The organism is Nocardia sp. NPDC050412 (assembly GCF_044458825.1).
Classification (GTDB): Bacteria; Actinomycetota; Actinomycetes; order Mycobacteriales; family Mycobacteriaceae; genus Nocardia.
In genome coordinates this window covers 79,218-92,025 of sequence record NZ_JBITIJ010000014.1, presented here as the reverse complement: position 1 = coordinate 92,025, position 12,808 = coordinate 79,218, and the positions used below count along the sequence as shown (strand labels likewise).

Here is a 12,808-nt window from a genome sequence, read left to right as displayed (position 1 = left end):
ATCGCCTACGTCGCCAGTAAATAAGGCTGAAGCTGGCGACCATGACTCTTTACGACCACACCGGACGGACGTATACGCGGACCCGGCAACCGGATCCGCGTTTCGCCGCAGTTGTCGATGACGCGGTGCGTGGCATGGAATCGATCGCCGATGTCGGAGCGGACAGCGGATCCTATGAACCGACGGGCACCGTGATCGCGGTCGAGCCGAGCCAGGTGATGATCGCCCAACGCCCACCGACTGCCGCACCAGCGGTCAAGGCGGTCGCCGAGCAGCTGCCGATCCGCACAGACGCGGTCGATGCCGCCTTGGCCGTCCTGACCGTGCACCACTGGACCGACCTCGATCGCGGCATCGCCGAACTGAAACGGATCGCCCGCCGCCGGATCATCATCCTGACCTGGGACCACACCGTCTTCCGCGAATTCTGGCTGGTCCGTGACTATCTGCCCGCCGCGGCCGAAACCGATGCGCGCTTGGCGGTCGCACTCCCGCGCCTGACCGCCCTACTCGGCGAAGTATCGATCACGTCGATCCCGATCCCACACGATTGCGTAGACGGGTTCGGCGGCGCTTACTGGCGGCGACCCGAGGCGTACCTGGACGAAACCGTGCGCGCGGGCATGTCGATGCTTGCGCTGACCCCGGCCGCGCTACTGCAGGACGGACTGAACCGGCTCCACGACGATCTCACCACCGATAGGTGGGCCAGGCGTAATGCCGAGCTACTCGGGAAATCCCACCTCGACCTGGGCTACCGGCTCCTCACCGCGGAACTCTGATTCAGTCGAGGAGAACAGCTACCCCGAGAAAACTAGAACGTGTTACATTCGAAGTCAGGCGTCCGCGCCTGTCGACGAAGCTACCGCCGCGTCATGGCGATATCTGCGACAGTCGGCCGAATCGGCAGCGCGGGCCGGTGACCAAATATGCAACCCGTTCCAGCACTCGTCAGCCGTTGCGATCCGGCTGCTGAGCAAGTAGGGAGACCAGCACGCCATGCGTACCGAAATCTGCGACCGGCTGGGGATCGAATTCCCCATCTTCGCCTTCACCCATTGCCGCGATGTGGCGGCCGCGGTCAGCAATGCCGGCGGACTCGGCGTGCTCGGTGCGGTGGGCTTCACCGCCGAGGAATTGGAGGTCGAACTGGCCTGGCTGGACGACCATGTACACGGTGTGTACGGCGTCGACCTCGTCATCCCGTCGAAGTACGAGGGCAAGGGGATCGATGATCTGACCCCCGAACAGCTGGAAGCCAAACTGGCGGAACTGGTTCCGCAGAGGCACCGCGACTTCGCGGAGAAACTCCTCAACGAGCACAATGTCCCGCGTCTGCCCGACGGTGAACACCACAATCAGCTGCTCGGCTGGACCGCGACCACCGTCGCGCCGCAGATCGAGGTGATCCTGCGCCATCCCAAGGCCAAGCTGGTCGCCAATGCCCTCGGCACTCCGCCGCCGGATGTGGTCGAGCAGATCCAGGGTTCGGGACGGCTCATCGGGGCGCTGTGTGGTTCGGTGAAGCATGCGCTCAACCACAAGCGCGCCGGTCTGGATTTCGTTGTCTGCCAGGGCACCGAGGGCGGCGGGCACTGCGGTGAGATCTCCTCGATGGTGCTGTGGCCGCAGGTGGTCGACGCCATCGGCGATATGCCGCTGCTGGCCGCCGGCGGTATCGGCAACGGTCGCCAGGTCGCCGCGGCCATGGCGATGGGTGCGGCGGGTGCGTGGACCGGCTCGCTGTGGCTGACTGTCGAGGAGGCGAATGTGCCGCCCGCGCAGATGCAGACCTATATCGAAGCCTCCAGCCACGACACCGTGCGCTCGCGATCCTGGACCGGTAAGCCGTGCCGCATGCTGAAGAACGACTGGACCGAGGCCTGGGAGGCGCCGGAGAACCCGGATCCGCTGCCCATGCCGCTGCAGATGATGGTGGCCTTGGACGGCGTCAAGCGCGGGCACCGCTATCCCGAAGCCGCCAAGGATGTGAACTTCAATCCGGTCGGTCAGGTCGTCGGCATGATGAACAAGGTGGAGCGTTCCGCCGATGTGATCGCCCGGCTGATCAATGAGTACGTGGAGGCATGCGACCGCCTGAACAAGCTCAATAGCGCGCTGTAGCAAACTCTTCGACGCCGCCTCGACCGACCTGTTTGGGGCGGCGTCGTCGTACTCCCGTGGCTGGGTAGCCGTCCGGCGGCGCACGCGGTATACAAGTGATTCGCACTGCTGCAGTGCGAGCGCTCGCGTCAGTTTCGGGAGGTAGGCATGTATCCCTGCACCAACCCTCGGTGCGGAAGTCGCGGACATAATGAGCCGGAGTGTCCGAATCTGATGCATGCCGATCTGCCGCAACGGCGAAATCTGGTGGTGCTGGCTGTACTTGCCGTCACGATCGTCAGCTCGCTCGTGCTCGCCGCCTTCGCCGCGGCACCGCATTGATATCAACCTAGGTCACTGAGAAGTCGTAACGCACACCGGTCAACTGCTCGCTGAGCTCCCACAGTTTGCGCGCGGTCGCGCGACGATAGGCAAGCGGATTGCGCAGCGCCCGCCGCGGATATCCGGCGAACTCGAAACCCGGTCCCACATAGGAGTTTCCGCGTACCGCCGGCACCGTGGCGGCATACAGCTGCGGCAGTGCGCCCATGCGGTCGGACTGGGCCAGCGCGAACAGGATCGCCTGCGGGATCGCCGCCAAGATACCGTTCACACCCTTCTCACCGTCGCGGTCGTAGAGATGGGTCGCCGACACTCCGGGATGCGCGGCCACCGCACGCAGGTCGGATCCGGCCGCGCGGGCGCGGCGCTCGAGTTCCGCGGTGAACAGCAGATTCGCCAATTTGGACTGGCTGTAGGCGGGCCAGCGCAGATAGAACCGCTGCCAATTCGGGTCGAGCCAGTTGATCACGCCGACCCACGCGGCCACCGACGATACGGTCACCACCCGGGGCTGTTCGGCGCGTAAGAGAGCGGGCAGTACGCCGCCGGTGAATGCGAAGTGCCCGAGATGATTTGTGCCGAACTGGGCGTCGAACCCATCGGCCGTTCGTGAGCGCGGCACCGCCATCACACCCGCATTATTGATCAGCAGATCGATCCGCCCGACGGTGTCGTTGATCTGCTCGGCGGCGCGTCCGACCGAGGCGAGATCGGCCAGATCCAGCTGCAGCACTTCAGGTTTCGGCCCGATTGACACTGCCGTTACCGCATCCAGTGCGGTCGCGGCCTTCTGCGGATTTCGGCAGGCCAGCAGCACATGCGCGCCCTTGCTCGCCAATGCCTCGGCGGTGCGCAGGCCGAGGCCGCTATTGGCGCCGGTGACCACGGCTGTCTTTCCGGATTGGTCCGCGATATCCGCAATGGTCCAGCGGCGCGGCAGGATTGGTACCGATGTCACAGAGAACTCCTGGTTGATCTAGACCGCTTCGTCGTCGCGTGCAGCCGGGCAGCCATCGCTCGACCAACTCGACGAACGGACCTTCCATCGAGCTGCGCGCAGACCCCGACGATGCCACCGAAGACCCGGCCGAGCATGGCCAGCTCTGGGAGCTCCGTCGGGCTTCATGCTCGACTCGGCCACGATCAGCGCCTGCCCGAGCTGCATGGCGCTGGCCTCGAGTTCGCCGCGAACACCCCATCGGCGGCCTGGTCGAGGACAAAAATCCCGAGCCGTCCCAGACAGAGATTCAAATGCGACGATCTTGCCGGACAGCGGCAACCGTACGCCTCTCGGACGGCGTTGAGCGGCACGGACCAATTGATGACTCAGACAGTGAATTCGGAAGGACCGAGCAGGATCAGGCGGTCGCCGCTTGCTCCGCGTCCTCTTGGTCCTCGGCCCCGACGTCGAGCAATTCCTCGAATCGGGCGATCACCTTGTTGTGATACAGCCCGAACAGATCCTCGAACAGCGCCAGCTGGGCGTCGGACGGGCCGGAACCGGAATCCCACACCGCGACCAGCGCACGCCATACCAATACATGCAGATCGGCCGCGCCCGCGAAGAAGGCCTCGACGGCCTCGGGCACCTCGAGCACCATCTCGCCGATGGAATTCATGATCGCGCGCTGCATGCTCAGCCCGAGTGCGGTGAGCAACCGGCGGACCAGACCGATCTCGATGGCGAGGATCTGCTGGAAGTCGGGGACCTCCTGTCGGGCAAGCGATTCCAGTTGATCGATCGCGGCCTTGAGTTCGGCCGGATCGATCTCCTGTTCGCTGCTGGTGTAGGCGAGCAGCGCCTCCATGACGATGCCGCGCTCCACCTCGACGATGTCGTGGAACATCTCGACGGCCACATCCGGCATCGGAACCGAGAACCTGAACAGGTGCCGATACACATCGAGACCGCCCGCCTCACGGACATCGCGGATCGTGAACCCCTTACCGCGTCGCGCCTCGACGAATCCGTACGATTCCAACCGACCGAGGGTCAACTGCGCGGTCGCGCGGTTCATATCGAACTCCTCCGCGACCTGACGGACCGACGGCATCAAATCCCCCGGCTGATATTCCCCCGCGGCAACCCGGCGTGCCAGCTCATCGGCAACGTCGGCGACTACCGTTTGGGATCCCATCGAGATGCCACCTTTCGACTCGGTTCCGAATACGTCCCAGACAGTCTATGCTCTCTTGTGCGAGACTGCACCTGTGTAACACTGGTCAGTGTGCGGTGCGAGGTGAGTCATGACAATTCAGCGTGGCGACGGTCGATCGGCCGAGAGTTCGACAACTAGACATGCACGCATTTTCGCGATGAGGTCGAACGGTAAACCTCCAGTTCGTACGGCAGTTCGCAATGCGAAATTGGCGGCGCTGCCGGTCGCCTTCGCCGGCCGTCAGGCCGCAGGTGTGGGTAAGCGCGCACTCGGCCGACCGGCCGCCGAGGTCAATCGTGAAATCCAAATGCGCACCGCACAGCACATCTTCGAGGTGTTCGGCGAACTGAAAGGCTGTGCCGCGAAACTCGGTCAGCTGCTTGCCATTTACGAACTCGCACTGCCGCCGGAACTCGCCGAGCCATACAAAGTCGCGCTGAGCCGGTTGCAGGATTCCGCGCCGACGATGCTGCCGCGTTCGGTGCACGCGGCGATGGCCGCCAGCATGGGGGAGGACTGGCGTTGGCATTTCCGGGAATTCGACGATCGGCGCGCGGCCGCGGCCTCGCTCGGCCAAGTGCATCGCGCGGTATGGCGTGACGGTACGCCCGTCGCGGTGAAGATCATGTATCCCGGCGGTAAGCAGGCGGTCGCGAACGACTTGGATCAGCTGCGCCGGATCTCCATGCTGGCAACGGTTTTCGTGCCCGGTGCGGATGTCAAGGGGGTGACCGAGGCGGTCTGCGCCTGTGTGCTCGACGAACTCGACTATGCGGCCGAGGCGCAATCCCAGCGGATCTTCGCGGCGGCCTATGCCGACGATCCGGATTTCTATATTCCGCGGGTGATCGAACAACGCGGCGACGTGCTCGTCACCGAATGGCTGGACGGTACGCCGCTGCCGCGCGTCATCGCCTCCGGTACGCGCGCCGAGCGGGATCGGGTCGGTATGCAGCTGGTGCGGTTCATGGCATCGAGTTGGATCCGCAGCGGTCTGCTCTACGGCGACCCGCATCCGGGCAATTTCCGGGTGCTGCCGGATGGGCGACTCGGCGTCGTGGACTTCGGAGCCTGCACACCGTGGCCGACCGAGGGTTTCGAGGAATTCGCCTTCGACTACTGCGATGCGCTGTTCAACGGCGGGCCTGCCGAATTGGAGGCGGCGGTACGACGGCACGGTTTCTGCGAACCGGGCCGGGTACTCGATGCCGAGGATCTGTTCCATGTGGTCGCGCCGTGCGTCGAACCTTTCCGGCACGCGAACTACCGGTTCACCATGCGCTGGCTGCGCAAACAGGTACTGCGGGTGACGAATCCGCGGTTGACGAATGCCCTGCGTCAAGGCACTATGCCCGCGCGCTTCACGCCGTTCGCGCGATCGATGCTCACGCTGATCGGTGCGATCGGTCAGTTGGAGACCGAAGGTTCGTTCCGCGACGAAGTCGGGCGGTGGCATCCGACGTTGCACGAGTTGGTGACTCGCCCCGCGGAGCAGGACGCAGTGCCGGTCGATCTAGCGGTGGCTCGGCGCAAGCGGGCCGAAGCGGATGCGCGGCGCATGTCTGTGGGCTGAGCCCAACCGCGCTGACCTGCCCCGACGCCGCCGAGACACCAACCCGAGACATTGCGTCTCAGACAGAGCGATTCGCGCGCCGAACTTCCCGCCACCGACGATTCCGACTTCTCGGCGATGGGTGGATACCGATCATCGCGGCCCTCGATCGGCTCATCGCCGCCAGGCTCACGGCCACGCGCCCGGATTGGTCAGCGTGCCAACCACTCTCGCCAGTGCGGCCGGATGAGGGCGGCCAATTCGTCGTAACCGCCCGCGCCGGGATGCGCGCCGTCGCCCGCGCGCACCTCGCGCATCCATACCGCGCTGTCGCGCAGCGGTCGATGGACGCGCACGTACGGGACCGCTGCGGCAGCACAGATCTCGGCGAAATGTTCGTCGAGCGCGGCGGTCCGGGCGTTGTGGTCGATGTCATCGATGGGCGGCGGCGCGACGACCAGGACCGGCAGCTCGGCGGCCTGTGTGAGCAGCTCGGACAGGTTGGCCGCCGATTGTTCGGGAGCCACTCGGGGCTGTCCGTCGATGATGGTGGTGTCGTTGACGCCGAACGAGACAACCAGGCGGGCATCGCAGCCGTCGGGAAATCGTGGGGCGCATTCGGTCTGCCAGCGGCCGAGGATCTCGGTCGAAGTCTGCATCCGCACACCCAGGTTGTAGGTGGTGAGCGGCTGGCCATTCGCGTAGGTCTGGGCGGCCAGGCGACCGACCCACCCGAGGCACTGCGCGTCGCCGACACCCGCGACGAAAGAATCACCGATGCAGCACACGCGAAGGTCGTTCCACATCCGGCGATCTTCGCAACTGCTCGCCGCGGAGCAGGGCCCGGCTACCGCCGCACGGACTCCGGTCGTGCCCGTTAGGATCGCTGTGGTCATTCGGGAGGGATTGAAGTTGACAGGGGTAGCCGAATCCACAGTGGCCGCGGCGCCGCCGTGGTTCACGGGTTTGTTCGCGCATCGCCGCTGGATTCGCCGGGTCGAGCCGTTTCCGCATGTATATGCCCGGGATGTTTTCGTGCCCGAGTTCTATGGGCGGTTGGCCGATGAGTTGGCGCGGGTGCGCCGCGAGCGGCCGGAGTCGTTCGGAACGGTGGCGGCCGATTACGGTGCGGTCGGGGCCTCACTGGCCGGACTGCGGGACGGGCCGTTGGCACTGTTTCTCTCGCGGGAATGGCATGACCTGATCGCGCGGGTAGCTGGGGTGGCTACCACCGGTGATGTCGAGGGGTCGGTGCACCATCATCGGCCGGGGAGCCCGTCGGGGTCACCGCACAATGATTTGAATCCGGCCTGGTTCAAGGGGGTGGCGCCTGGGCCGGGCGAGGTCAGGACCGTGGATCCGGAGGTGGATCTGAAGATCGGCCCGCGGACGCCGGAGGTCTTCGCGCGGGAGACGGTGCGCGCCGTCGCGGTGCTGTTCTATTTCGGCAATCCGGATTGGCAGCCGGGCGATGGCGGCGAGACCGCGCTGTATGCGCATATCGGCGCGAACCCGGTTCCCGCACTGACGATTCCGCCCCTGAACAACTCGCTGCTGCTGTTCGAGTGCACACCGCGCTCCTGGCATACGTTCGTCGGCAATAACGCCGCCGCGCGCAATAGCGTGGTGATGTGGCTGCACCGGCCGAAGGAAGACGTGGTGCGGCGCTGGGGAGGAGACAGCATTGCGCAGTGGCACTGAACGCCGGGTGTGCCTGCTCACCGGGGCGGGTGGCGTCCTGGGTGATACCTTCTGCCGCGGCCTGTACACCGACTACGACATCATCGCGGTCTGCCGCAATCGCACCCCGGCGGCACCGTCACAGCTCGAATGGTTCGTCGATCCCTTCGAACCGGAAATGCCCGTGCCGGAGAATGCTTCGCGGATCTTCGTGATCAAGGCCGATCTCACCGAAGCGGGTGAAGTCGAGCGCGTCATCGATATCGCACTTGCCCGCTTCGGGCATATCGATCTGCTGGTCAACAATGCCGCGCACAGCCGATTTCAGCCGCGCGGTATCGTCGACGGTGACGCCGCGCTCGACGAATTCGATCCGCATTTCACGGTCAATGTCGGTGTGCCGCTGCGTTTGTCGGCGCGCTTGGCGCAGCGCAGCTGGGTGCACGCCGGAGACGAGAACCGGGCCCGCAATCGCAATATCGTGAATGTCTCCAGCATTGCGGGTTCGCGGGTGTACCCCGGCGGACAGGCGCTCTACGCGGCGTCCAAGGCGGCGCTCAACCACCTGACCCGGCATATCGCGGCCGAATTCGAGGAGTTCGGGGTGCGAGCTAATGCCATCGCGCCCAACGATTTTCCCGCGACAGTGTCCACCGAACAGGTGGTGCGGGCCATTGTCGAACTCGATCGAGGCGAGATGACCGGCGAAATCTTCACCGTCGCGGTGGCGGCCGAGGTTGGGCGTCACGCACTCGGTGCGGACGCCCATTGACCTACGCCGTTGCGGTGATCTCCTCGGACATGGTCCAAAGCCGTTGCGCGAGTTCCGCATCCACGGCCTGCCTGTTCCGCGGCTGTTCCTCCTTGAACCGGTGGAAGTACTTGCCGTTCATCTCCTCCGACGTAGTCGCCAAGTGCACCAGTGGATCCGCGCCCTTATCTGCCCGGATGAAGAAGGGCCGTGACAGCGGCGAACGGATGAACGCGCCGAGTCCGAGCGGAGCATTGTCGTAGACATGGGTGGCGACCGCGCCCGGATGGAATGCGGCGGTGACCAGCCCGCTGCCCTCGGTGCGGCGGGCCAGCTCCCTGGTGAAGATGATGTTGGCGAGCTTGGAAGTGCCGTAGGCGCCCAGCTGGTTGAACGAGCCGGTCGATGCGTTGACGGTGTCGAGATCCAGCTTCGCCATCCGGTAGGTCATGCTCGCGGTATTGACGACCCTGGCCTGCGACTGCACCAGCCGATCCAGCAGCAGGGCGGTCAGCAGGAACGGCGACAGGTGATTTACCTGGAAGGTCAGCTCATTGCCGTCATCGGTGACGGTGCGTTCGGCCCACGCGCCGCCGGCGTTATTGGCGAGCACATCGATGCGCGGATAGCGATCTAGCAGCTGATCGGCGAGTTTGCGCACCTCGTCGAAGCGGGCGAAATCGGCTATGAACGACTCCGCGCCGATCCGCGCCGCCACCGCGGCGGTGCGCTCCGGCGAGCGCCCGACCACCGCGACGGTCGCGCCGCGCGCCACCAGCTTCGCCGCCGCCTCGGCGCCGATGCCGGAGCTGGCGCCGGTCACCACCACCGTCTTTCCGGATAGATCCTGTGCTGCCATGTCCTGCCTTCCGTCGGCTGATTCGTGCTGATCCTCATCGGCCGGGACGGATTCGGCAAGACCGTCTACTAACCGGTAGGTCGGTGGGAACCGACTGCTGTGTATCGTGCTGCCAACGCAACAGTTGATCTAGTACGAACATGGGTAGCTCGCCGGGGACGCCCAGAACTCAGCCACTCCGGGAACCGTCGGCCCGCGACGGTACGTTAGGACTCACCTACGACCGGCAAAAGGCCCGGGGAGGCGGAGGAGCGGAGGGCCATGAGATGCGAGTTGACGGGCGGGATATCCCGGTCACGGGGAGCCTGCTGCAACCGCTGATCCGGCGGACCAGTGACATCATCCGTGTCGTACTCGCGGCACTGTGGGTCGGCGTGATCGTCGCCGCCTCGCTGATCACCCGGCCGGAGTGGCTGGCACTGGAGCGTTCGGTCTCGAATATCGTCGGATTCCTCAATCCGGACCAGTCCAATCTGGTGTACCTGGTCTACGGCACGGCGATTCTGGCGCTGCCGTTCGCGATCCTCATCGAATTGATCATCAGCAGGCAGTGGAAGCTGCTCGCGGGCTACGCGGCCGCGGGATTGGTCGCGGGCCTGCTGCTATCGATCACCGGAACGGGATTGTCCGCGCCGCAATGGCATCTGCAGGTGCCGGACCGGCTCGATACCTTCCTTTCGCAGTTCCTGGACGATCCGCGCTGGATCGCCATGCTCGCCGCCGTGCTGACCCTATCCAGTCCATGGCTGCCGACCCGACCGCGGCGCTGGCTGTGGTTCCTGCTGCTGGCGTTCGCACCGATCCACCTGGTGGTCAGCACGGTGGTGCCCGCGCGGGCCATGTTCGGACTCGCGGTCGGCTGGTTGGTCGGCGCGGTGATCGTGCTGGTGGTCGGCACACCGGCGCTGGAGGTGCCGTTGGAGGCGGCGGTGCGGGTGCTGGCCAGGCGCGGACATACCGTCACCGCATTCACCGTGCTGCATCCCGCCGGGCGTGGTCCGCTGGTGCTCGCCGCGACCATCGACGGTCCGGAGCGCGAGTTGACCGTAGAGCTGTTCGGCAAGAACCAGCGCAGCTTCGGTGCGCTGCGCCAGCTGTGGCGCTGGCTCACCTTCCGCACCAGCGAAACGGCGGCACTGCACGGCTCGATGCACCGCGCCGTCGAGCACCGCGCGCTGGTGGCCATCGCCGCCGGCGAGATGGGTCTGGCCGCCGTGCAGCAGGTCGCCGTCGCGGCACTCGAGCGCGGCTGGATGCTGTACGCGCACACCATGCCTCGGGGTAGGCCGCTCGACGAAACCTCCGATGACGAGCTCACCGGGGTATGGCGATCGCTGTCCGCATTGCACTGCGGCCAGATCTCGCACGGCGATCTGCGACCCGCCGAGATCCGAATCGAGAACGGCACCACGCTGTTCAGCGGATTCATCAATGCGGAATTCGGCGCGTCCGATAACCAGCGGCAGTCCGATGTCGCGCAGTTGCTGGTCTCGACCACGGCGGTCTTCGGCAAGGAAGCGGCGGTGCGCACCGCCATCGAGACGCTCGGCGAGCAGACGGTGCTGACCGCGGCGAGCCGACTCACCAAGTCCGCCATGCCCGCCGGGATCAAGAAGTCGATTCCGGACTGGGGCGAGGTGGTCTCCTCGGCCCGCGATGAGGTGCGCAAGCAGACCGGCCAGGACAAAATCGAGGCCGAGCAGATCACCCGGTTCAGCCGCAATCAGATCATCCAGTTGGTGTTGCTGATCGGATTGGTCTATGTCGCCTATCCGTTCATCAGCGCGGTGCCGACCTTCTTCTCGCAGTTGTGGAGCGCCAACTGGTGGTGGGCGCTGCTCGGGCTCGCGTTCTCGGGGCTGACGTATATCGGTGCGGCGGCGGCACTGTGGGCCTGCGCCACGCGCCTGGTCAGCTTCCGCAATCTGGTGATCATGCAGATCGCAAATACCTTTGCCGCCACGACAACACCCGCGGGTGTCGGTGGATTGGCCTTGAGCGTGCGCTTCTTGCAGCAGGCCGGACTCGGCGCGGTGCGGGCCACCGCCGCCGTCGCACTGCAGCAGGCCGTACAGGTGATCACACACATCAGCCTGTTGATCCTGTTCAGTGTCGCGGCGGGCACTTCGGCGAATCTGTCGCATTTCGTGCCCGACGCCACCGTGCTCTATCTGGCGGCCGGTGTGGGCGTCGGCATTATCGGCGCCTTCATGTTCGTGCCGAAACTGCGTCGCTGGCTGAACAATTCGGTGCGCCCACAGTTGCAGGAGGTGCTCGGTGAACTCGGCGATCTGGCCCGGGATCCCAAGCGCTTCCTGGTGATCGTGCTCGGCTGTGGTGCGATCACACTCGGCCTGGCGCTCGCGCTGTGGGCCAGCGTCGAGGCGTTCGGTGGTGGCGCGTCGTTCATCACCCTCACCATCGTCACCATGATCGGCGGCACCCTGGCCGCGGCCGCGCCGACACCCGGTGGCGTCGGCGCGGTCGAAGCCGCACTGATCGGTGGCCTTGCCGCCTTCGGCCTGCCCGCGACCATCGCCGTGCCGTCGGTGCTGCTCTACCGCGTGCTCACCTGCTGGCTGCCAGTGTTCTGCGGCTGGTTCTGCATGCGCTGGATGACATCGAAGGACCTGATCTGATCAGGCGTCCTTGGTTGCCACCAGCACGCCGGTCGTCGGTGGGATCGCGGTGAAGTCCACCGTCCCGAATCCGGCCGTCCGCAAGGCTTCTCGATAGCGGCGGATATCGATGGCCGCCAGCGGGTCCGCGTGGTGTCCGGGCGCGTGCGGGTCGTCGGTGCGACGGGCGGCGAATCGGGACATGATGCGAACCGCCGCGGGAAGGACTTTTCCGGTCGGGTGGGTATCGGCGAGCAGCAGTCGGCCACCCGGGCGGAGCACCCGGAACATCTGTCCCAGTGCCGCGATGCGCTGGGCCTCCGGAATGTGATGCATGACGAAGGTCGAGGTGACCACATCGACCGAGGCATCGGGCAGGGTCAGCGACTGGGCGGCGCCGACTTCGAAACGGCAGTGGGGGGCGGCGCGACCGCTCGCGTAATCGATCATCTCCCGGGACGGGTCGATACCGATCACTCGACCGGACGGCCCGACTCGATCGGCGAGGGCCCGAACGAGTTGGCCCGGGCCGCAACCGATATCGACCGCATGATCGCCCGCGGCGGCACCGGTCAGCTCGACGAGGCGAGCGTTCAGGCTGCCGACCCGGCCGAGCAAGAAGGCCGATTTCACAGCGAGATAGCCGCGTGGTTTGGTGATGAGAATGCCGATCTCGGAGTTCCGGTCAGCATGCGTGTTAGTGGACTGTTGTGCGTTTCCGGTCATGAGTTCATAATCGGACCA

General features: G+C 65.5%; 11 protein-coding genes. 6 read left to right on the top strand and 5 right to left on the bottom strand.

The window, feature by feature from the left end; all coding sequences use genetic code 11:
- Window positions 1-41 precede the first annotated feature (41 nt).
- The gene (locus ACIBI6_RS32175; protein ID WP_396958783.1) at window positions 42-782 is read left to right on the top strand and encodes a class I SAM-dependent methyltransferase; all 741 of its coding nucleotides are present in this window, start codon (window positions 42-44) and stop codon (window positions 780-782) included.
- 217 nt (window positions 783-999) lie between these two features.
- Window positions 1,000-2,124, top strand: a complete 1,125-nt coding sequence (locus ACIBI6_RS32170; RefSeq protein ID WP_364348854.1) for a nitronate monooxygenase family protein — start codon at window positions 1,000-1,002, stop codon at window positions 2,122-2,124.
- Window positions 2,125-2,452: 328 nt separating this feature from the next.
- Here ACIBI6_RS32170 and ACIBI6_RS32165 read toward each other — a convergent pair whose 3' ends face one another.
- Together ACIBI6_RS32165 and ACIBI6_RS32160 are read right to left on the bottom strand one after the other, a co-directional pair.
- Entirely contained in the window at window positions 2,453-3,403 is a 951-nt protein-coding gene (locus ACIBI6_RS32165) for an oxidoreductase (RefSeq protein ID WP_364348857.1), read from the bottom strand.
- 400 nt (window positions 3,404-3,803) lie between these two features.
- Window positions 3,804-4,583: a GntR family transcriptional regulator gene (locus ACIBI6_RS32160; RefSeq protein WP_396958782.1), complete on the bottom strand. Its 780-nt coding sequence runs from the start codon at window positions 4,581-4,583 to the stop codon at window positions 3,804-3,806.
- Window positions 4,584-4,812: 229 nt separating this feature from the next.
- Between ACIBI6_RS32160 and ACIBI6_RS32155 the strand changes: the two genes are divergently transcribed.
- On the top strand, window positions 4,813-6,177 hold the full coding sequence (locus ACIBI6_RS32155) for an AarF/ABC1/UbiB kinase family protein (RefSeq protein ID WP_364348863.1): 1,365 nt from the start codon (window positions 4,813-4,815) through the stop codon (window positions 6,175-6,177).
- A gap of 191 nt (window positions 6,178-6,368) precedes the next feature.
- Here ACIBI6_RS32155 and ACIBI6_RS32150 read toward each other — a convergent pair whose 3' ends face one another.
- Window positions 6,369-6,962 (bottom strand): GDSL-type esterase/lipase family protein, encoded by a 594-nt coding sequence (locus ACIBI6_RS32150; protein WP_364348866.1) that lies wholly within the window; start codon window positions 6,960-6,962, stop codon window positions 6,369-6,371.
- A gap of 82 nt (window positions 6,963-7,044) precedes the next feature.
- Between ACIBI6_RS32150 and ACIBI6_RS32145 the strand changes: the two genes are divergently transcribed.
- Window positions 7,045-7,857, top strand: a complete 813-nt coding sequence (locus ACIBI6_RS32145) for a 2OG-Fe(II) oxygenase family protein (protein ID WP_396958781.1) — start codon at window positions 7,045-7,047, stop codon at window positions 7,855-7,857.
- Window positions 7,841-8,608, top strand: a complete 768-nt coding sequence (locus ACIBI6_RS32140) for an SDR family oxidoreductase (RefSeq protein WP_396958780.1) — start codon at window positions 7,841-7,843, stop codon at window positions 8,606-8,608. The genes ACIBI6_RS32145 and ACIBI6_RS32140 overlap by 17 nt, the downstream gene beginning before the upstream one ends.
- Window position 8,609: 1 nt before the next feature.
- Here the strand turns inward: ACIBI6_RS32140 and ACIBI6_RS32135 are convergent, their stop codons facing one another.
- Complete coding sequence (locus ACIBI6_RS32135) at window positions 8,610-9,446, bottom strand: SDR family NAD(P)-dependent oxidoreductase (RefSeq protein ID WP_396958779.1); 837 nt, start codon at window positions 9,444-9,446, stop codon at window positions 8,610-8,612.
- Window positions 9,447-9,712: 266 nt separating this feature from the next.
- On the opposite strand from ACIBI6_RS32135, the gene ACIBI6_RS32130 reads away from it, so the two are divergent.
- On the top strand, window positions 9,713-12,085 hold the full coding sequence (locus ACIBI6_RS32130; protein WP_396958778.1) for a YbhN family protein: 2,373 nt from the start codon (window positions 9,713-9,715) through the stop codon (window positions 12,083-12,085).
- On the opposite strand, the gene ACIBI6_RS32125 is transcribed toward ACIBI6_RS32130, so the two are convergent.
- Window positions 12,086-12,790, bottom strand: coding sequence for a methyltransferase domain-containing protein (locus tag ACIBI6_RS32125; protein WP_396958777.1), 705 nt, complete (start codon window positions 12,788-12,790; stop codon window positions 12,086-12,088).
- Window positions 12,791-12,808 lie beyond the last annotated feature (18 nt).

What these genes read in the sequence shown, in the direction of transcription:
- ACIBI6_RS32125 (WP_396958777.1), bottom strand. Translation starts at nt 12,790, where the DNA reads ATGACCGGAAACGCACAACAGTCCACTAACACGCATGCTGACCGGAAC.
- ACIBI6_RS32175 (WP_396958783.1), top strand. Translation starts at nt 42, where the DNA reads ATGACTCTTTACGACCACACCGGACGGACGTATACGCGGACCCGGCAA.
- ACIBI6_RS32150 (WP_364348866.1), bottom strand. Translation starts at nt 6,962, where the DNA reads ATGTGGAACGACCTTCGCGTGTGCTGCATCGGTGATTCTTTCGTCGCG.
- ACIBI6_RS32160 (WP_396958782.1), bottom strand. Translation starts at nt 4,583, where the DNA reads ATGGGATCCCAAACGGTAGTCGCCGACGTTGCCGATGAGCTGGCACGC.
- ACIBI6_RS32135 (WP_396958779.1), bottom strand. Translation starts at nt 9,446, where the DNA reads ATGGCAGCACAGGATCTATCCGGAAAGACGGTGGTGGTGACCGGCGCC.
- ACIBI6_RS32170 (WP_364348854.1), top strand. Translation starts at nt 1,000, where the DNA reads ATGCGTACCGAAATCTGCGACCGGCTGGGGATCGAATTCCCCATCTTC.
- ACIBI6_RS32130 (WP_396958778.1), top strand. Translation starts at nt 9,713, where the DNA reads ATGCGAGTTGACGGGCGGGATATCCCGGTCACGGGGAGCCTGCTGCAA.